We start from the raw sequence: 18983 nt of genomic DNA on the forward strand, positions 1-18983 counted from the left end.
GCCCGGGAGGCTGCCATAAAGAACTTTTCCAACGCAGCCGTTTCACCCGACATCATTCTGGCGATGACCCGGGCGCTGTCCGGCGCCGTGGCGAGCCTGCCGCCCCCGGTACCCAACGGGCAGCTCCGGTCGCTTGCCGAAAGCATCCTGCGCAGCGCCAAAGAGGGCGAGCGCAACCCGGTGATGCTGCAGACCCTGGCGCTCTTGGAACTGCAGATCACACCGCCGGACGGCGACGACCGGCAGGGTTGATGCAGCCGTGCAATCGCCCATTGATCGCGGTCGCTAATCCGCCGTCGGCAGCCGCCGCATCGTGAATTCGATCGCGCCGTCCGGCAATTCGCGCCAGCGCTCGACCTCGCTCATATAGGCCTGCTTCGGAAACCGGTCGAGAAACGCCCGTGCCGCCGCGCGGGCGTTGTCGCGGGGCAGCGTGTAGGATTCGCGAATGAAGCCGTCGTCGTTGCGGGCTTCGCGGCGGGACGCCATGCGGGTCGCCAGTTCACGCGGCGTCTTCGACATCGCTCACTCCCGCCCAAGCGAGGCCGCACTGTGCCACAGGCGCGCGCCGGTTCAAGTCCGAGGACTTCAAAAAGCAGGGCCACAAAGAAAGGGCGCCCCGATCGCTCGGTGCGCCCTTCCCTGTCTCGCTGAACCGGGCGCCAAGGCGCCTTGCAGGGATCAAAGCGTGATCCTAGCCGGCGACCTCAGCGAGGTGACAGCGTTTGGAATAAGACACTGGACCACCTCCTTTCGTTGTTGATGACCATCCTAGTATAGGAAGGATTCGCCAGCTGTTAAGGGGCGGCAGCCGCCGGAGCCATGCAATCGCGCGCGGGGCGCCCGAGCCAGCCGCGGTTGTGATGCTCGCGCGCGCTGGGCATGATTGACCTCCCGGCCCTGAATTGGACGCCGCAAGCAGCAAGATCCTTCGAAGGGTAGCGGCGGCGCAACGGGTTCCACGTCCTCACTCCAGGTTCGCTCGCCACATGCCCGCCCCTTTCGACGTCCCGCCAGTCCGGATGACGTCCCGCGCCGCGATCGTCCTGCAGATCTCCTCGCTCAGCGCCATTGCGGCTTCGGCCGGCGCACCGACGCCGCTGTATCGGATCTATGCCGAACATTGGGGCTTGTCGCCGGTGATGGTGACGACAGTGTTCTCCGTCTATGCCATCAGCCTCCTGATCGCGCTGCTCACGGTCGGCGGGCTGTCGGACCATGTCGGGCGCCGGCCGATGATGTTCGCCTCGCTGATCGTCTGCGCGCTGTCGATGGCGGTGTTTGCAGCGGCCGATTCCGTGGCGGCGCTGCTGGCGGCGCGCATCATCCAGGGGTTTGGCGTCGGCATCGCGTTCGGCTCGATTGGAGCTGCGATCATCGATTCCAACCGCAGCCATGGCTCCCTGCTAAACAGCGTCACGCCGGTGACAAGTACCGGAGCCGGCGCGCTGATCTCGGGCCTGCTGGTGACCTACGCGCCGATGCCGACGCAACTCGGCTACCTGATCCTGCTGGCCGTGATGCTGCTGCAGGCCGCGCTGGTGGGGTGGATGCCGGAAACCGCCGTCCAGCGCCCCGGCGCCTGGGCCTCGCTGCGGCCGACCGTCATGGTGCCCCCGCAAGCGCGCGCGGCGCTGCTGCTGGTGTCGCCCGGCAACATCGCACTATGGGCGCTGTGCGGATTCTACATGTCGCTGATGCCGTCGCTGCTGCGCAGCGTGAGCGGATCATCGTCGCTGCTGCTGGGCGGCGTCGCCGTCGCCGTGCTCACCTTCAGCGGTGCCGGAGCGATGCTGGCAGCGCGGCCATGGCCGGGCACCACGATCCTGATCCGCAGCATGTCCGCGCTGATCCTCGGCGTGGCGATCACGCTGGGCGGCGTTCACGCCCAGTCGGTCGGCCTGCTGATCGGAGGAACGGTCATCGCCGGTCTCGGATTCGGCGCCGGCTTCTTCGGCGGCATTCGCACCGTGGTCCCGTTGGCGCTGCCGCATCAGCGCGCCGGCCTGCTCTCGGTGATCTTCGTGATCTGCTACCTCGCCTTCAGCCTGCCGACCATCGCCGCCGGGCTGGCCGTGCCGGTGCTAGGCATGACCCTGACGCTGGAAATTTATGGCACTGCCGTCATCGTGCTGGCGGCTATATCGCTGATCGGCGTACTGTCCGAGATCCGCCGCGCCGCCTGAGGTTCAGGTCATGCTGCCCGGAAGGAAGCAGCGGATTGTGGTTCCGGCCGTACCGACCAGCGGCCATACCATGGTACGGCCCACCCGGTTCGGACCGGTCAGCACGGCCTCGTCGGGTACGTCGAACGAGACGCCATCAAGCCGCACCCGGTAATGCCCGCCGCTAGACTTCCAGTCGACATCGCTGACCGCACTGCCGTCGGCATCCGAACAGCACGGCCCCTTGCCGCTGAGCAGGCTGTCGAACCAGGATTTCAGTTCCGGGCTGGTGCCGGCATATTGCCCGAGATCGCGCGCCGCGAGCGAGTACAGCGTCAGCGAGAGCAGCGCCACTGCCAGGGCCGATGCTCCGGCAGACGCCATCGGCGGCGGCGGTCCTTTTGCTCATGCGTGGTACGCAAACACGGCGCGTCGGCGCCGGAAGACATCCCGTCGCTCATGTGCTCGCTCCAGCTTCCCGGCCAGCGCAGTCTGTTTTTTAGGCATGTCCCGGGCCAAGGCCCGTAATGTTTCGTATCGCTCACGCAAAGGTGCACACGATAACCGAAAACGCGCTGCTTACTGTCACAGGCGGCAGCCTCGCCTGAAATGAAGGTAAGCGATTCGACGGCGGCGGCATCGTAGCAACTCTTTCGCGCTGCAGCGATTGCGCGGGCGATAACTTTCCGCCGGCATTGCTATAATTGGCGGGGTCGTACTAATACGGTGTTAGCCAAGCCCATGCGACAAACCTCCAACGCAGGGCGCGATGTCATACTGCGGATAGTAAGGGCGTGCTGCATTTCAGCACATCGCGTTGACGTTGATAGTTGGTATTTGCATAATGCACTGTGGCCAGGGGACGGGTCACCACCGGTATATTATGAAAAACGCACTTTATTCGATTCACGTCGATCTTTTGGACGGACGGTCTGGCAAGGGAAGCGGCGTTGTCGTGTTTCGCGACGGCCAGATCCTGGGCGGCGACGCCTATCTGTTCTATGTCGGCAGCTATGTCAGCAATGCCGAAACCAACACCTTCAAGGGCGAAGTGACGGTGAGGCAGCACACGCCGAGCCCCCTGCAGAGTCCGCTGTTCGGTGGCCAGAACCAGCCGGTCGGCATCGGCGTCTCCGGCACGTTCACGGATACCTCGGCCACGATGAACGGCACGGCGCTGGTCGGCAAGGCCAGCCAGATTTTTCGCGCCACGCTCAGAAAGCTGGCGGATACCGAATAGCTATTCTCCTGTCGTCCCGGACAAGCGAGCTTGCGAGCGCCGATCCGGGACCTCCCATAAACCCCGCAACGCCCGCCCCGATCGCCCGATCTTAATCGAGGCACCGAGACTTACGACCCATACCCGCCGGAGAATTGTGCCTAGCTGTAGCTGACGGCATCCTGCTATCAGAACGGACAGAGGTTATGGATCCCTTGGGTTCTCAAACGAAGTGCAACACCAGATTAAGGTGTTGCGATGGAACGACGATATGCCCAGCGTTCGCGGGGACGACGTGGACAGGGCGGGGCCAGACTATCAGCGGCGAGCCCGCAGAAACACAGAGCACGCGCGCGCCCTACTCCGCCGCCAATTCCAGCGGCGCGGTGCGCGGCAGGATGATCTGTACCCGCGTGCCCTTGCCGGGTTCGGAGTGCAGATGCAATCGGCCGCCGAGCCGGTTGGTGACGATGCTGTAGACGATGTGCAGGCCAAGCCCGGTGCCACCCTGGTCACGGCGCGTGGTGAAGAACGGATCGAAGGCACGGCGGCGGATCTCTGCGCTCATGCCGATACCGTTGTCCGAAAACAGCACCTCGACATGGTCGGCACCGCTATCGCGCACCTTGATCTCGACCGCGCCGCCACTGCCATTGGGAAACGCATGGGCTACCGTGTTGAGAAACAGGTTGGTCAGCACCTGGCCGTACGGGCCGGGATAGGAATTCATCATCAGGTTCGGCTGGCAATCCACCGACAGCGCCAGGTTCTGCTTGCGCAGTCCGGGCTTCAGACTCATCACCACCTGTTCGGTCAGGTCGGCGAGGTCGAACATCCGCATATCGGAATAGTTGCGGTCGGCGGCGACCTGCTTGAAGGACTGGATCAGCTCGGCTGCGCGATTGAGGTTCGCGACCAATTGCTGCGCCGCGTCCCGATTAGATTCGATGAAGTCGGTGAGGCTGGAACGGCGCAGCTCGCCGCGCGCGACCTCCTCGCCGAACAGCGCAATCTTGCGCTCCAGTGACGACGCCACCGTCAGGCTGATGCCGACGGGGTTGTTGACCTCATGCGCCACGCCGGCGACCAGCCGCCCGAGCGCCGCCAGCTTTTCCGCTTCGATCAGCGAGTTCTGGGTCTCGCGCAGATTACGCAAGGCGGCTTCGGCGGCGTCCTTGGCCTTGCGCATCTCCGCCTCGCTGCGCTTGCGCTCGCCGATGTCGAGCGCCACCGTGACGATGTTCTCCAGTCTGCCATCGGCGCTCAGCATTGGCTGCTTGTTGACCAGCCATTGCCGCATTGCGCCGGACGCATCCTGGTATTCCTCTTCATAGAAACCGAGCCCCTGGCGGGTCGCCAGCACCTGCTTGTCCGGTTCGCTGGTCTTGCCGGCATCGTATTTCGACATCAGCTCGGCCGTGGTGCGGCCGATCGCTTCGCCGGGCTCGATGCCGAAGATTCCGGCCATGTAGCGGTTCATCAGCACGTAGCGCAGATCCGGGTTCTTGACGTTGATCACGGCGGGCACGGTATCGATGACCTGCTGCAGCAGCCGGCGGCCTTCCCGGATCGCCGCCTCGGCGCGCTTCTGGTTGGTGATGTCGCGAACCGTGCCCTCGTAGCGCACCACCTCGCCGTTCTCGTCGCGCACCGCGGTGGCGCTGTCGGACAGCCACAGGATGGTATAGTGGCGCTGCCGGACCTGGTACTCGAATTCGCGCACCATGCCGTCACGCTGCATCCGCATCATGTATTCGGCGCGCGCCGAGGGGTCGACATAAATGGTGCGGCTGATGTCGAGCGTGGCGCGGATCAGCTCTCCCGGCGATTCGTAGCCCATCATCCGCGCCAGCGCCGGATTGGCGTTGAGCAATGCGCCGGCCGGCGTCGTCACATAGATGCCATCCACCGAGCCCTCGAACAGCTTGCGGTAGCTTTCTTCGGCAAGCCGTTGCACGGCCAGCGCGTGCACGGCGGCCTCGCGCGCGGCATCGGCCTCGACCAGCGTGTGGCGGAACACTTCCGCGGCCCGCGCGATGTCTCCGATCTCGTTGTCGAGGTCGGTGGCGGGAATGGCGGTGTTGGGCACCCCGCCGGCCAGCGCCCGGATCGATCTGGCAATGGCTTTTAGCGGCCTGACGATACGCCGCACCACAAACAGGGCCGCCAGCAGCCCGATCAGCACGCCGGCCGAGCCCAGCGCGATGCTTTGCCATTTGGCCTCGTTGAGCGTCCCGGCGAAATCGCGCGACAGCACCCGTCCGCGCCGGGCGCTGAGCTCGCGCAGAAATTCGGTGACGCGGCTGATCAGCCGTCCCTCGGTGCCCAGCACGTCGCGGTCGAGGTCGGCGATCCGGCTTTCGGTGGCGGCGATGGCGATGATGCCGTCGGCATAGGCGTCCGCCGCGGCGTGCAGCGCGTCGTCGTCGATCGGCAGGTCGCGCATCCGCTGCGCCGCCCGTTCGGCGCCGTCGGGATCGCGCGCCAGCAGCGCGGCATTGACCTCGTTCTGCGCCCGGAACAGGCTGCGGGCGGTGCCGCGGTTCGGCGTCTGTTCGATGGCCGCCTCGAATTTTTCACGCAGCGGCGGCAACGCCGCGACCAGGGTGGCGCGCTGCGCGATCAGCGCCGAGACGCGCTCGATGCCCTCGCGGTAGCTGTCCAGCCGGGCCGCCACGCCATCGATCATCTCACGCTGCTCGGGCGCCAGATCGATCCGGGTGTTCTTGAGCAACTCGCCCAACGTCACCGCGGCCTGCGTCACCTTTTCCGGCTGAACGTCGGAATCGGTGACGACATCGCGCGCCGCCAGCCGCAGCCCGTTCATGCGGCGGTCGATTTCCTCGGCGAGATCGCCGACGCGCTGCAGCCGCTGCAGTTCGGCGAAGGTGTTGCCGATGTCACGGATCGCGACCACGCTGTTGATGCCGGTCACCAGGATTACCGCCAGCACCAGCAGGAATCCGCCAAAGGTCAGTTGTCCGATCGACAGCGAGGACGATCGGACCCGCTGCATGAACGGCATCACTTCATTGGCCATCGGTTCGGACGGGCTCCAGACCGCCGCAATATACTATGACTTCGCCGCAGGGGGAAACTGGCTGGACGACCCGCAAGCAAGCCGCCCAGCCTATGGTTATTTCGGGCTCACTCGGGCCGGATCGCGTCGGCGGTGCCCTGGATGAAGGCCTGGATCTTCACCACATCCGCTTCCGTCAGCTTGCCGGTGAAGTCCGGCATGCCCTTGTCCATGAAGGGGCCCTTGAACACAAAGTTCTTCAGGTTGGCGATGGTCTCGGTTGCGACATAGCCAAGATTGCGGACGTTACCGCCCTTGTCGACCCCAGGCACGCCATGGCAGGTCGCGCAACTGCTGACGTAGATTGCGGTTCCCTCCGGAACGTCCTTCGGATCGTATTTGACGCCGCTCAGCAGGTTGGAGGTCTGATATTGGGTGAAGGCCGGCAACGGCGCCTTGCCCCCGATGGCGAAGGTATACACCGTGCCCGGCCCTTCCCGCTCGGTGGCGCGCTGGGTGATGCCGAACACGCCACCCCACCCGACCGCGACCGAGACATACTGCACCCCATCAACAATATAGGTCGCCGGCGCCGCCACGACGCCAGTGCCCACCGGGGTCTCCCAAAGCTTCTCGCCGGTGGAAGCGTTGTAGGCCACGAAGCGACCATCCGCGGAGCCCTGGAACACCAGATTGCCCGCGGTCGTCAGCGTGCCCCCGTTCCACGGCGCGATATGCTCGACACGCCAGGCCTCCTTCTGCTTAACTGGATCCCAGGCCAGCAACCGGCCGAATGGCAGGTTCTTCGGCGGCTCGGCATTGAGCGCGAAGCCGACGTTCCAGCCGGTGGTGCCGCCGAATTTCATCGGCGCCGGCGCGTTCTGCACGAAGTTCTTCTCGCCGGTTAGATTGAGCGGCACACCCTGTGCCGGCAGGTAGACGAGGCCGGTCTGCGGATTGAACGACATCGGGTGCCAATTATGGGCGCCGAACGGGCCGGGAATACTGTCGAACGACTTGTCGGGCGTGCGCGCCTCCGGATTTTCGATCGGCCGCCCGTCGGCCCCGTAACCCGACGCCCAGTTCACATCGACGAAGTTCTTCGCCGAGATAAACTTGCCATTGGTGCGGTCGATAACGAAGAAGAAGCCGTTCTTCGGCGCGTGCAGCACGACTTTTCGTGCCGCGCCGTCGATCGTCAGGTCGGCGAGGATCATCGGCTGGGTCGAGGTATAGTCCCAATTATCGCCCGGCGTTTCCTGATAGTGCCAGACATATTTTCCGGTGTCGGCGTTCAGCGCGACGATGGAGCCGAGATACAGGTTGTCGCCGCCCGCGGGGCTGCGCAGATTGCGATTCCAAGGCGAGCCGTTGCCGGTGCCGATATAGACCATGTTGAGTTCGGGATCGAAAGTGATGCTGTCCCAGGCCGAACCGCCGCCGCCATTGATCCAGTATTTTCCGGCAGGGTCCCAGGTCTTGGCAGCCGCCGCCATCGACTCGTCCTCAAACGGCTTCGAGGGATCGCCAGGCACCACGAACCAGCGCCATGCCTGGTCGCCGGTCTCGGAATCATAGGCCGTGACGTAGCCGCGCACGCCGTATTCGGCGCCGGCATTTCCGATCACAACGCGGCCGTTGAACACCCGCGGCGCGCCGGTGATGGTGTAGGACATCTTGCTGTCGATGATGGTGTCCTTCTCCCAGACCTTCCGGCCGCTTGCCGCATCCAGCGCTATCAGGCGGCCATCATAGGCACCGACGAACACCTTGCCCTTGTAGAGCGCGACGCCGCGATTGACGACGTCGCAGCAACCGCGATAGCCCTTTTCGCGGCTGACCTGCGGATCGAAACTCCAGATCCGCTTGCCGGAACGCACGTCCACGGCGTGGACGATGCTCCACGGCGCGGTGACATACATGATCCCGTCCACCACCAGCGGCGTCGCTTCCACACCGCGGATCGATTCCAGATTGTAGGTCCACATCAGCCCGATGTTCTTCACATTATCGGCCGTGATATGGTTGAGCTTGCTGAAGCGCGTTTCCGCGTAGTCGAGGCCGTAGCTCGGCCAGTCTTTGGAATTAGCGCCATTGGCGATAATTGCGGCGCTATCGATCGCCCCGGTGACCGCAGTAATGTGTTCCGGCGACCCCTTGGTCTGCGCCTGCGCGATGCTGCCGAATGACAGAACGACGAGCACGGCCGCGGCGGCAAGAAAGGTTTTCGAAAAGGAAGTCCCGGAGAAAAAGGTGTCGATGATTTTTTGGCGCGCAAACGCGCGCTGACCGGCAAGTCGCTGCATGCTTCACTCCCAATGGCCTCTGGCGGGCCTGTGCGAATGCTACGCACGGCGCGCGCGGCGTCAACAGTTCAGCACAATTCTCGTGGCGTGACCTGTGGTGCGACGCAGCGTTACGGCGCCCGCTGGCCGCTTGCGGCATCCCCGACCGCGGCTATGATCGCCGCCGGCCAGAGATGCAACCAGCATCCGCAGCGCCGTGATAGGGAGAATTCCATGAACATCACCCAGGGCCTGCGCCGGGCGCTACAGGTCAATCCCGAGGGCATGGCCACCATCGACGGCGAGCGGCGGCGCACCTGGCGTGAGGTCGGCGAGCGCGTCTCCCGGCTGGCCGGGGCGCTGCAGACGCTCGGCATCGGTGCCGGCGACCGCGTGGCGGTACTGATGCTGAATTCTGACCGCTATCTCGAACTCTATCTCGGCATTGCCTCAGCCGGCGCCGTGGTGGTGCCGACCAATGTCCGCTGGAGCCACGCCGAGATCGCCGATTCGCTGTTGGACTGCCGCGCCAGCGCGCTGGTGGTCGATAGCGCCTTTGCCGCGATGGGCGTCGATCTGGCGAAGGCCATGCCGCTCGCGCTGATCCATGCCGACGACGCGGCAGGCCCCGCCGGGGCGCATGATTACGAGCAACTGATCCGCGACAGCGAACCCGTCGCCGACGCCATGCGGGGCCGCGACGACCTCGCCGGCATCTTCTACACCGGCGGCACCACGGGGCGCTCCAAGGGCGTGATGCTCAGCCACGGCAACATCGTCGTCAACTCGCTGCACATGCTGGCCGAAGGGCTGGTGCCGCTGGGCACGATCTATCTCAACGCCGCGCCGATGTTTCACGTCGCCAATGGCGGCGCGATGTTCGCCTTGCTGCTGTCCGGCGGCACCAACGTCATCGTCCGCGTCTTCAATCCCGAACTGGTGCTGGCGACCATCGCCCGCGAGAAGGTCACGGCAACGCTAATCGTGCCGACCATGATCCAGATGCTGGTCGATCACCCCGCTTTTCCCGAGGCAGATCTCAGTTCGCTGAAGCAGATGATGTACGGGGCGTCCCCGATCAACGAGACGCTGCTGAAGCGCGCGATGGCCGGCATGCCGGGGACAGAATTCCACCAGCTCTACGGCATGACCGAGCTATCGCCGCTGGCGACGCATCTGCCGTGGGACCAGCATTTTGGCGAGGCGGCGTTCGCGAAAGGTCGGCAGCGCGCCTGTGGTCGCGCCGCGGTCGGCTGCGAGGTAGCAATCGTCGATGCCGACCGCCGGCCGGTGGCGAACGGCGTGGTCGGCGAAGTCGCGGTGCGCGGCGCCAATGTGATGATGGGCTACTGGGAGCGGCCGGAAGAGACCGCGAAGGCCGTGATCGACGGCTGGATGCACACCGGCGACGGCGGCTACAGGGATGACGAGGGCTATATCTATCTGGTCGACCGGATGAAGGACATGATCATTTCCGGTGGCGAGAACGTGTATTCGATCGAGGTCGAGAACGCCGTCGCGCAGCATCCGGCGGTGGCGCAATGCGCGGTGATCGGCATCCCCGATCCGCAATGGGGCGAGACGGTGCATGCCTTCGTCATCACCAAGCCCGACCATGCCGTGAATGCCGCGGAGATCATCGCCTTCTGCCGGGACCGGATCGCCGGCTACAAATGCCCGCGCAGCGTCGAGGTACGCCAGGAGCCGTTCCCGCTGTCCGGCGCCGGCAAGGTGCTGAAGCGCGAACTGCGAAAACCGTTCTGGGAAAACGCGGGCGCGAAGCAGGCCAAGGCGGGATAGATTTACCCAGGCCTTTCCCCGTCATTGCGAGAAGCAAAGCGACGCGGCAATCCAGAAAGCGGCACGCGTGGAAAGAACTGGATTGCTTCGTCGCCAAGTGGCTCCTCGCAATGACGTGGATAGTTCCGCGCGAGCGTCTGCTACGGCGCGCCGGTCAGTTCGAAAACTTCGCCGTCGTAGCCGGCCTCGAGCGGAATCCGCAGCGTGCGCTTGTCGCCGTCCCGGGCTAGGACCGGCATCACCGTGACTATTGTGTTTGCGCGCGCGCCGTCGAGCGCCGCGGCCACGCCCGGTTGCCGGCCGAGCTTGATCAGGTTGCGCGTCGTCGGAAACGGCAGCGTGAAGCGCCCCGAGGCGCCGCCCTCCAGCGCCTCGCGCGGCGACAGCCAGATCGAGTCGGTCGCCTCCTTGCCGTCGTGCAGGCCAACCTGCTCGGGCGGCGCTTCGGCGAGATAGAACCAGGTGTCGAAGCGCTTCTTCATGCCCTCCGGCGTGATCCAGTGAGCATAGGGCACCAGCAGATCGAGCGCGAGCACGAGACCATTGTCGGCAAGGATATCGGCGAACTTGACCTGGCCGTCATTGAGCGCATCGCGATGGGCGTCGGCGATCTCGCCGGCGCGTTTCGCGTCGATCAGTTCAGCCGAGCCGCGCGGGCGCGCGAGCAGGATGCGGCTTTCTTCAAAAGTCTCGCGGATCGCGGCGATACGAAACTTCAGCGTTGCCTCGTCATCGCCATCGACGCCGGCATAGAGCTCCGGCCGTGCGACGATATCCTGGTCGCCGGGATCGACGCTGCCGCCAGGAAAAACCAGCGCACCGGAGGCGAACTCGATCTGGTAGTGCCGCAGCATCATGAACACTTCGATGGCGTCGGCGTCGCCCTGCCGCAACAGCAGGATGGTGGACGCAGGCCGTGCAACGCCGGGCTCGGTGGGCATGATGAGAACTCCCTGAACGGCATTCTTGATGATGCGCGATGCGTAGGGTGGGTTAGCGCCCTTGCGTGTAACCCACCATTGCCCCGATCGTACCTTGTGATGGCGGGTTACGGCGCAAGGGCGCCCTAACCCGCCCTACACCTATTCCGCCGCGCTGGACTGCGGCTGCAGGTTGGCGCGCTTGTCGAAGCGGGCGACGCGCGACAACAGGTAGTCGATCTCGGCCTTGGCGGTGACCGTGATGCTCGACCCCGGCTTGCGCTGCGCCGGCGAGGCGATCACGCCGCGCTTGTGCAGCACGTATTTGCGGGCGGCGAGACCGATGGCCGGCTGCTGCTCGTAGCGGATCAGCGGCAGATGCGCGTCGAACAGGTCGTGCGCCTTGTCGCGCTCGCCGTTCTTCTGGAAGTTCACCACATCAACCAGCAATTCCGGGAAGGCATAGCCGGTCATCGCGCCGTCGGCGCCGCGCTCCATCTCGAAGTCGAGGAACAGGCCACCATTGCCGGTGAGAATCGACAGCTCGCGCAACGATCCGTCCTTCTGGAAGCCGCGCAACGCGGTGATTTTCTCCAGGCCCGGCCAGTCCTCGTGCTTCAGCATCACGCAGGACTTCGAGTCCATCACGATCTTGCGGATCACCGCAGGGGTCATCACCACGGTCAGCGTCAGCGGATAGTCCTGCAGCACCCACGGGATGTCAGCGCCGATGGCTTCCTCGGCCTGCTTGAAATAGGTGGTGATCTGGTCGTCGGTGCGCAGCGTCGGCGGCGGCGTGATCATCACGCCCGCGGCGCCGGCGTCCATCGAGGCGCGAGCCAGCGAGCGCATCGCGGCGAAGCCCGGCGACGACACGCCGACGATAATCTGCATCTTGCTGGCGGCGCGCTTGACGAAACGCTTGGCCACCGCCTCGGCTTCCGCGGCTTCCAGCTTCGGCGCTTCGCCCATGATGCCGAGCACGGTGATGCCGTCGCAGCCGGCTTCGGCATAGAAGTCGGTCAGACGGTCGATCGAGCCGTCATCGACGCGGCCGTCTTCAAAGAACGGCGTCGGGGCAATGGCGAAGGTGCCGGCGGCTTTGGGGGTCAGTTTCATGATGGGCCTCGGTGAATGATGCGGCATTCTAGAGCGAAAGAGCGGGCTTGTCCTGCCCGCTTCCGCGTCAGGCCAGCACGGTGCGGCCGCTCTTGATGACGGTAACGTTGCGCTCTTTCACCCTGGCCTCGAACGACACCACGCTACCGTCCTTCCACAGGTCCATGGTCACGGTCTCACCGGGATAGACCGGCGACGAGAACCGTACCGCATGCTGCTTGAACGCGGCGGGGTCGTAATCGGCATAGGTCTGCAGCACGCCGCGACAGGTCAGGCCATAAGTGCACATGCCGTGCAGGATCGGGCGCGGGAAGCCGGCGCGTTTGGCAAAATCCGGATCGGAATGCAGCGGGTTGCGGTCGCCGCAGAGCCGATAGACCAGCGCCTGGTCCGGCCGGGTCGAGATCTCGACGCTCTGGTCCGGCGCGCGGGTCGGCATCGCGTGCGGTTCGGGCTGCTTGCCGGCGGGACCGCCGAAGCCGCCATCGCCACGGGCGAAGCGCGACGCTACGAGGGTCGCGAGTTCGGCGCCGCTCTCGTCGCGCAAAACCGTCTTGTGGCGGATCACCACGCCCTTCTCCTTGCCCTTGTCAAATACGTCAAGGACGGACGAGTCGGCAGTGATCCTGGCGGCGGCCGGCATCGGCCGGTGGAAGGTGATGTCGCGCTCGCCATCGACCACCAGCACCTTGTTGAGATTCATCTCGCCGGGACCGGCGCCCCAAGCTGCCACCGAGGCGAAGGTCGGCACCACTTTCAGCGGGCGCTCTGTGTAATAGGCCTCGTTGACGAAGGAGAGCTCACGCTCGTCCATCGGATCGGCGCCAAGGCCGATGCCATAGGCGTACAGCATCACGTCGCGGTCGGTGTAGGCGTAGGGCTGACCGAAATTGGTCATCGCCATCATCGCATCGTAGTTGATCGGCATGGGGTGGTTTCCTCTGTTTTTATTTCTTCGCGGCGCCAGTCGTGGTGCCCTCTCCCCTTTGTGGGAGAGGGCTGCGCTGTCGCCGTTCCGGACTGTGATGGGAGAGGGGTGCCACGGGCGTCAACGCTTGTGGCGCCCCCTCTCCCGTCACGGACTTCGTCCGTGCCACCCTCCCCCACGAGGGGGAGGGGAAACAAGAAGCTACATGGGCGTGAAGAACGGCAGTGGCGCGCCATCGGTCGGCTTCCATACCACCTTGACCTTCTGACCGATCTTCACCGTCGCCGGATCGCAATCGACGATGTTGGTCTGCACCGAGGGGCCTTCCTTCAGGGTGACATAGGCGATCACGTAGGGGCCGGTCGCCGATTTGCGCATGTGGCTGAAGGTGTAGATCTCGGCCTCGCCGGAGCTCTGTTCCCATACCGTCTCGTCGGAAAAACAGAACGGGCAGATCGAGCGCGGAAAGAAATGCGCCTCGCCACACGCCTTGCAGCGCTTGATCAGGAACTTGCCTTCCTTCGCGGCATCCCAGAACGGCTGCGTTTCGGGATTTCCGACCGGGGTCGGGTACTTCTTGGCTTCAGTCATTACACGCGCTCCAGAATGGCGGTCGAGGCGGCATGGCGCACGCCGAGCAGGCCACCGGTGCCATGCGCGATGGCGAGATCGCAATTCGGAACCTGCACCTTGGGATGGGCTTCGCCGCGCAGCTGCCGCACGGCTTCGAGGATCTTGGTCATGCCGCCACGGTTGACCGGATGGTTGCTGCACAGCCCGCCGCCATCGGTGTTGAAGGGCAGCTTGCCGACGCCGGAGATCAGGTTGCCGTCGGAGACGAACTTGCCGCCGTCGCCCTTCTTGCAGAAGCCGAGATCCTCGAGCTGCATCAGGACGGTGATGGTGAAACTGTCATAGATCGAGGCGTACTTCATGTCCTGCGGCGTGACGCCGGCCTCCTCGAAGGCGCGCGGACCGGACCACACGCCGGCCGAGTAGGTCAGGTCGAGATCCTTGCCGCCGCGCGGGCCCTTCATCGCCTCGCCATGGCCGATCAGGCGCACCAACGGCTTCTTCAGGCTCCTGGCAATTTCCGGCGTCGTCACGATCATCGCGCCGCCGCCATCGGAGACAACGCAGCAGTCGAGCCGGTGCAGCGGATCGGAGATCATCGGCGAGTTGATGACGTCCTCGACGGTGACGACATCCTTCAGCATTGCATGGGGATTGTATTGCGCGTGATGCGAGGCGGCGACCTTGATCCAGGCGAGCTGTTCACTGGTGGTGCCGTAGTCGTGCATGTGCCGCATGGCGCACATCCCATAGGCGTTGTGGGTGGTCGCGCCGAACGCCGTCTCGAAGTCGGCCTCGGCGCCCTGTATGCGTGGCGGCATTGCGCTGGTGCGCGGCTTGCCGGCGAGCGTCACGAGTGCGATCGAGCATTTGCCGGCGGCGATCGCCTGCGCGGCATGGCCGAGATGGATGATGTAGGAGCAGCCGCCCGTTTCGGTGGAATCCACATGGCGCGGCTTGAGGCCGAGATAGTCGACCATCGGCCACAACCCGCCCGGCGCGTCGCCGGCGCAGAAGTAGCCGTCGACATCCTTGTGTGTCAGCCCGGCGTCTTCGAGCGCGCCCTTGGCGACTTCGGCATGCAATTGCGCGAGAGATTTGTCGGGTGCGTGCCGGGTCGGATGCTCGTAGATCCCGGCGATGTACGCCTTGCCTTTGATGGTCAAGAAATTCTCCGTGGTGTTTCGTTCCCGCAGAAAGTCTTGGCGCGTCATCGCCCCATTGGCAAGCCGCGCAAACGCGCGGCGGCTTTGCGGAAGCAGATTTCGCGGAGCGGAATGGCGCCCTACTCCGCCGCGATCTGGCGCGGCGCCGGCGGCGGGTTCACCAGATCGCGCGCCAATTCCGCATAGCGGATTCTGGCCGCCGCCACCGAGGCATCCTTGATGAAGCCGTAGCCGCGGATCTGGTCGGGGAGCGACAGCAGCGCCACCGCGGTATCCACCGTCAGCGGCGACAACAGCCCGAGCACGGTATCGACGTCCTTCTCGTACCCCGCAATCAGGTCGCGCTCCATCTTGCGCTCGGCGGTGCCGGCGAACGGATCGAACACCGTGCCGCGCAGCCCGCGCAGGCGGGCCAGCACGCGGAACGCCGGCAGAATCCAGGCGCCGAACGCGCGCTTCTTCGGGCGGCCGGTGGCGTCCTTGCCGGGCAGCATCGGCGGCGCGAGGTTGATGCTGATCTTGTAATCACCTTCAAATTGCGAGGCGACCTGTCTGGCAAATTTGCCGTCGGTGTAAAGCCGCGCGACCTCATACTCGTCCTTGTAGGCGAGCAGCTTGGCGTAATTGATCGCCACGGCCCGCGGCAGTTCGTCGTCATAACCGCCCTGCATCGCAGCATGGCGAACGCGATCGACCAGCGTGCGGTAACGCGCCGCCAGCGGGGCGTTCTGATAGTCGGTCAGCATCGCGCTGCGATGCCCGATGATCTCGTCGAGCGACATTTCATCCAGCGTCTTCGGCGCAACGGTTTCGTCGGCGCCCTTCTGCATCGACGCAAGCCGCGCCGGATCGGCGGACGCCAGACGGCCGAGCTGGAACGCCAGCATATTCATCTTGATCGACACGCCGTTGAGTTCGATCGCCTGCTCGATGGACGCCGCCTGCAGCGGCAGCAGGCCCTGCTGATAGGCAAAGCCCATCATCATCATGTTGGTAGCAATGGAATCGCCGAGCAGCGCTTCGGCGGCCTTGGTGAAATCCAGGAATGTGGACTGCGGGCGCAACGACCGTTCCAGCACGTCGTTCACCTTGCGCGACTGGAAATTGAAATCGCGGTTGCGCACGAAATCCGCGATCGGAATGAGATGGGTGTTGACGACGCCGAAGGTGCGGCCGGACTCGCAGAGCCCGATGGTGTCCTTCGCAACGGCGACGACTTCGTCGGCGGCGATCAGCAGATCGGCGGTGCCGGTGACGATGCGCGAACAGGTCACCTCCTCCGTGGTAGATGCAAGCCTGACATGGCTGAGCACCGCGCCGCCCTTTTGCGCGAGGCCCGACATATCCAGGATCATGCTGGCCTTGCCCTCGATATGCGCGGCCATGCCGAGCAGCGCGCCGATCGTCAGCACACCGGTGCCGCCGACGCCGCCAACCGCGACATTGTACGGCCGCTCAAGCCCGGGGCGCGTCAACGGCTCCGGCAGTGCACCGATGCTGCCGAGCTCGACCGGCGCCTTGCGCCGCATCTTGCCGCCATCGACGGTGACGAAGGACGGGCAGAAGCCGCGCAGGCAGGAATAGTCCTTGTTGCAGGAGGACTGGTTGATGGTGCGTTTGCGGCCGAGTTCGGTCTCCAGCGGCTCCACCGAGATGCAGTTCGACTGCACCGAGCAATCGCCACAACCTTCACAGACGGCGGGATTGATGACGACGCGACGCTGCGGATCTTCCAGAATGCCCTTCTTGCGGCGGCGGCGTTTTTCGGCCGCGCAGGTCTGCACGAACACGATCGCCGAACAGCCCGGCACTTCGCGCAAGGTCTTCATCACATTGTCGAGTTCGTCGCGATGCGCCAGCCTGACGCCGGGTGCGATATCTTTCGCCGGATACGCATCCGGATTTTCCGAAACGAGATAGATGTCGCGGATGCCTTCGGCGTGGAGCTGGAAGGTGATCTGCTGCGGCGACAGTTCGCCGTCGTGCTTCTGCCCGCCGGTCATCGCCACGGCGTCGTTATACAAAATCTTGTAGGTGATGTTGGCTTTGGAGGCGATCGATTGCCGGATCGCCAGCGAGCCGGAATGGAAGTAGGTGCCGTCTCCGAGATTGGCGAAGATGTGCTTCTCGGAGGTGAACGGCGCAATGCCGGTCCACGGCACGCCCTCCCCGCCCATATGGGTGAAGGTCTCGGTCGAACGATCCATCCACAGCGACATGAAGTGGCAGCCGATGCCGGCCAGCGCCCGACTACCTTCCGGTACTTTGGTCGAGGTGTTGTGCGGGCAGCCCGAACAGAAATACGGCGTGCGGGTGATCGGCACCACCGCCTGCACCTGCGAGGCATCGCGACCGTGAAACCAGTCGGCCTTGGCGCGCAGCAACGCCGCGATCTCCGGATCGATCTCCATCGCCAGCAAGCGGTCGACCAGCGAGGTCGCGACCCTGGCGACACTGAGTTCTTCGGCGAACGGCAGGAAGCGGTGATCCTTGTCGTCCATCTTGCCGACGATGCGCGGACGCAGGCCGGGCGAATTGAACAGCTCCTGCTTGACCTGGTTCTCGACGATCTCGCGGCGTTCCTCGACGATGAAGATCTCCTCGAGTCCGGCGGCAAACTGGCGCACGCCCTCCGGCTCCAGCGGCCAAGGCATGCCGATCTTGTAAAGCCGCAGTCCGATTTTTGCGGCGACCTGTTCGGTGACGCCGAGTTCGCGCAAAGCCTGGCGCACGTCCTCATAGCTCTTGCCGGAGGCCATGATCCCGAATCGCGCGTTCGGCGAATCCATCGTGATGCGGTTGATGTGATTGGCGCGAGCAAACGCGATCGCGGCAAAGCCCTTGTAGTCCTGCAGCCGGCGGTCCTGGTCATAGCGATCGTCCGGCCAGCGCAGATTGAGGCCGCCGGCGGGCATTTCGAAGTCGGTCGGGATGTTGAACGGCTTGAGTTCGTTGGCGAGGTCGATCTCGGCGGTAGTTTCCACCGTCTCGGTGATCACCTTCATGCCGACCCAGCAGCCGGAGTAGCGCGACATCGCAATGCCCAGCATGCCCATCTCGATCATCTCGTGGATCGACGACGGATAGAGATAGGGCATCAAGGCCGACATGAAAGCGTGGTCGGACTGATGCGGCACCGTCGAGGACTTGGCGCCGTGGTCGTCCCCGGCGAGGCAGAGCACGCCGCCGAATTTCGCCGAACCGGCCGCGTTACCATGGCGGAACACGTCGCCGCAGCGGTCGACGCCAGGGCCCTTGCCATACCAGATGCCGACTACGCCATCGTAATTGGCGCCGGGCGAGAGCGTGAGCTGCTGCGTGCCCCAGATCGCGGTGGCTGCGAGATCCTCGTTGACGCCGGGCTGAAACTTGACGCCGTACTGTTCGAGATGTTTTCGCGCCGCCATCAATTGCTGGTCATAGCCACCGAGCGGCGAGCCGCGGTAGCCGGTGACGAAGGCGGCGGTGTTGAGCCCTTGCGCACGGTCGCGGCGAATCTGCGCCATGGGCAAACGCACGAGAGCCTGGATGCCGGTCAAAAATATATGACCTGAACCTTGCGTATATTTCTGATCGAGACTGATCGGGCCCTGGTTGATTCCCATCGCATCCTCTTCACTGCCGCCAGGATCGTATCGCCCCGGCTTTATTGCGTGTCGATTGGGTGCCCTTCGACTCCCGTGGAAACATTCTATGTTGGATATCGAGAGCAACGCACCAAAATTCTCGGCAAGTGAGCCGGCGCATCAAGAACGCAATTTCGTGATGAAAATAACGAAACGGAGACTG

Annotated in this window: 14 protein-coding genes; 4 read left to right on the forward strand and 10 right to left on the reverse strand. The window is 64.5% G+C overall.

Translation table 11 applies throughout. The features are described 5' to 3' along the window. Positions 1 to 63: 63 nt before the first annotated feature. A complete protein-coding gene (locus tag FNL56_RS17915; RefSeq protein ID WP_441351236.1) occupies positions 64 to 252 on the forward strand; it encodes a hypothetical protein in 189 nt (62 codons plus the stop codon). A 33-nt stretch (positions 253 to 285) separates the two neighbouring features. On the opposite strand, the gene FNL56_RS17920 is transcribed toward FNL56_RS17915, so the two are convergent. Beyond that, positions 286 to 522: a hypothetical protein gene (locus tag FNL56_RS17920; protein ID WP_143574230.1), complete on the reverse strand. Its 237-nt coding sequence runs from the start codon at positions 520 to 522 to the stop codon at positions 286 to 288. A 467-nt stretch (positions 523 to 989) separates the two neighbouring features. Between FNL56_RS17920 and FNL56_RS17925 the strand changes: the two genes are divergently transcribed. Next, the gene (locus FNL56_RS17925; protein WP_210245407.1) at positions 990 to 2186 is read left to right on the forward strand and encodes an MFS transporter; all 1197 of its coding nucleotides are present in this window, start codon (positions 990 to 992) and stop codon (positions 2184 to 2186) included. 3 nt (positions 2187 to 2189) lie between these two features. On the opposite strand, the gene FNL56_RS17930 is transcribed toward FNL56_RS17925, so the two are convergent. Beyond that, the gene (locus FNL56_RS17930) at positions 2190 to 2549 is read right to left on the reverse strand and encodes a hypothetical protein (RefSeq protein WP_246660700.1); all 360 of its coding nucleotides are present in this window, start codon (positions 2547 to 2549) and stop codon (positions 2190 to 2192) included. 499 nt (positions 2550 to 3048) lie between these two features. Here FNL56_RS17930 and FNL56_RS17935 point away from each other — a divergent pair, with 499 nt between their 5' ends. Then, entirely contained in the window at positions 3049 to 3405 is a 357-nt protein-coding gene (locus tag FNL56_RS17935) for a GrlR family regulatory protein (RefSeq protein WP_143578072.1), read from the forward strand. Positions 3406 to 3742: 337 nt separating this feature from the next. Here the strand turns inward: FNL56_RS17935 and FNL56_RS17940 are convergent, their stop codons facing one another. Both FNL56_RS17940 and FNL56_RS17945 read right to left on the reverse strand, forming a co-directional pair. Beyond that, positions 3743 to 6424 carry a PAS domain S-box protein gene (locus FNL56_RS17940; protein ID WP_143574232.1) on the reverse strand — a complete coding sequence of 894 codons (2682 nt, stop codon included), beginning with the start codon at positions 6422 to 6424 and terminating at the stop codon, positions 3743 to 3745. A gap of 107 nt (positions 6425 to 6531) precedes the next feature. After that, entirely contained in the window at positions 6532 to 8709 is a 2178-nt protein-coding gene (locus FNL56_RS17945) for a PQQ-dependent dehydrogenase, methanol/ethanol family (protein ID WP_143582212.1), read from the reverse strand. A gap of 213 nt (positions 8710 to 8922) precedes the next feature. On the opposite strand from FNL56_RS17945, the gene FNL56_RS17950 reads away from it, so the two are divergent. Beyond that, positions 8923 to 10488, forward strand: coding sequence for a long-chain-fatty-acid--CoA ligase (locus tag FNL56_RS17950; protein WP_143574234.1), 1566 nt, complete (start codon positions 8923 to 8925; stop codon positions 10486 to 10488). A 140-nt stretch (positions 10489 to 10628) separates the two neighbouring features. On the opposite strand, the gene FNL56_RS17955 is transcribed toward FNL56_RS17950, so the two are convergent. From FNL56_RS17955 to FNL56_RS17980, 6 genes are all read right to left on the reverse strand, one after another. Then, on the reverse strand, positions 10629 to 11429 hold the full coding sequence (locus FNL56_RS17955; protein ID WP_143574235.1) for an NUDIX hydrolase: 801 nt from the start codon (positions 11427 to 11429) through the stop codon (positions 10629 to 10631). 141 nt (positions 11430 to 11570) lie between these two features. Beyond that, positions 11571 to 12527 carry a dihydrodipicolinate synthase family protein gene (locus tag FNL56_RS17960; protein ID WP_143582213.1) on the reverse strand — a complete coding sequence of 319 codons (957 nt, stop codon included), beginning with the start codon at positions 12525 to 12527 and terminating at the stop codon, positions 11571 to 11573. A gap of 67 nt (positions 12528 to 12594) precedes the next feature. Beyond that, positions 12595 to 13455: a MaoC family dehydratase gene (locus FNL56_RS17965; RefSeq protein ID WP_143574237.1), complete on the reverse strand. Its 861-nt coding sequence runs from the start codon at positions 13453 to 13455 to the stop codon at positions 12595 to 12597. A gap of 201 nt (positions 13456 to 13656) precedes the next feature. Further along, on the reverse strand, positions 13657 to 14046 hold the full coding sequence (locus tag FNL56_RS17970; RefSeq protein ID WP_143574238.1) for a Zn-ribbon domain-containing OB-fold protein: 390 nt from the start codon (positions 14044 to 14046) through the stop codon (positions 13657 to 13659). After that, positions 14046 to 15194, reverse strand: coding sequence for a thiolase domain-containing protein (locus tag FNL56_RS17975; RefSeq protein ID WP_143574239.1), 1149 nt, complete (start codon positions 15192 to 15194; stop codon positions 14046 to 14048). The genes FNL56_RS17970 and FNL56_RS17975 overlap by 1 nt, the downstream gene beginning before the upstream one ends. A 119-nt stretch (positions 15195 to 15313) precedes the next feature. After that, positions 15314 to 18799, reverse strand: a complete 3486-nt coding sequence (locus FNL56_RS17980; protein ID WP_143574240.1) for an indolepyruvate ferredoxin oxidoreductase family protein — start codon at positions 18797 to 18799, stop codon at positions 15314 to 15316. Between the last annotated feature and the right edge of the window lie 184 nt (positions 18800 to 18983).

Source organism: Tardiphaga sp. vice304 (assembly GCF_007018905.1).
GTDB lineage: Bacteria > Pseudomonadota > Alphaproteobacteria > Rhizobiales > Xanthobacteraceae > Tardiphaga.

Excerpts from the sequence above, each read along its gene's own strand:
- FNL56_RS17915 (WP_441351236.1), top strand. The coding sequence starts at position 64 with ATGACCCGGGCGCTGTCCGGCGCCGTGGCGAGCCTGCCGCCCCCGGTA.
- FNL56_RS17920 (WP_143574230.1), bottom strand. The coding sequence starts at position 522 with ATGTCGAAGACGCCGCGTGAACTGGCGACCCGCATGGCGTCCCGCCGC.
- FNL56_RS17925 (WP_210245407.1), top strand. The coding sequence starts at position 990 with ATGCCCGCCCCTTTCGACGTCCCGCCAGTCCGGATGACGTCCCGCGCC.
- FNL56_RS17930 (WP_246660700.1), bottom strand. The coding sequence starts at position 2,549 with ATGGCGTCTGCCGGAGCATCGGCCCTGGCAGTGGCGCTGCTCTCGCTG.
- FNL56_RS17935 (WP_143578072.1), top strand. The coding sequence starts at position 3,049 with ATGAAAAACGCACTTTATTCGATTCACGTCGATCTTTTGGACGGACGG.
- FNL56_RS17940 (WP_143574232.1), bottom strand. The coding sequence starts at position 6,424 with ATGGCCAATGAAGTGATGCCGTTCATGCAGCGGGTCCGATCGTCCTCG.
- FNL56_RS17945 (WP_143582212.1), bottom strand. The coding sequence starts at position 8,709 with ATGCAGCGACTTGCCGGTCAGCGCGCGTTTGCGCGCCAAAAAATCATC.
- FNL56_RS17950 (WP_143574234.1), top strand. The coding sequence starts at position 8,923 with ATGAACATCACCCAGGGCCTGCGCCGGGCGCTACAGGTCAATCCCGAG.
- FNL56_RS17955 (WP_143574235.1), bottom strand. The coding sequence starts at position 11,429 with ATGCCCACCGAGCCCGGCGTTGCACGGCCTGCGTCCACCATCCTGCTG.
- FNL56_RS17960 (WP_143582213.1), bottom strand. The coding sequence starts at position 12,527 with ATGAAACTGACCCCCAAAGCCGCCGGCACCTTCGCCATTGCCCCGACG.
- FNL56_RS17965 (WP_143574237.1), bottom strand. The coding sequence starts at position 13,455 with ATGCCGATCAACTACGATGCGATGATGGCGATGACCAATTTCGGTCAG.
- FNL56_RS17970 (WP_143574238.1), bottom strand. The coding sequence starts at position 14,046 with ATGACTGAAGCCAAGAAGTACCCGACCCCGGTCGGAAATCCCGAAACG.
- FNL56_RS17980 (WP_143574240.1), bottom strand. The coding sequence starts at position 18,799 with ATGGGAATCAACCAGGGCCCGATCAGTCTCGATCAGAAATATACGCAA.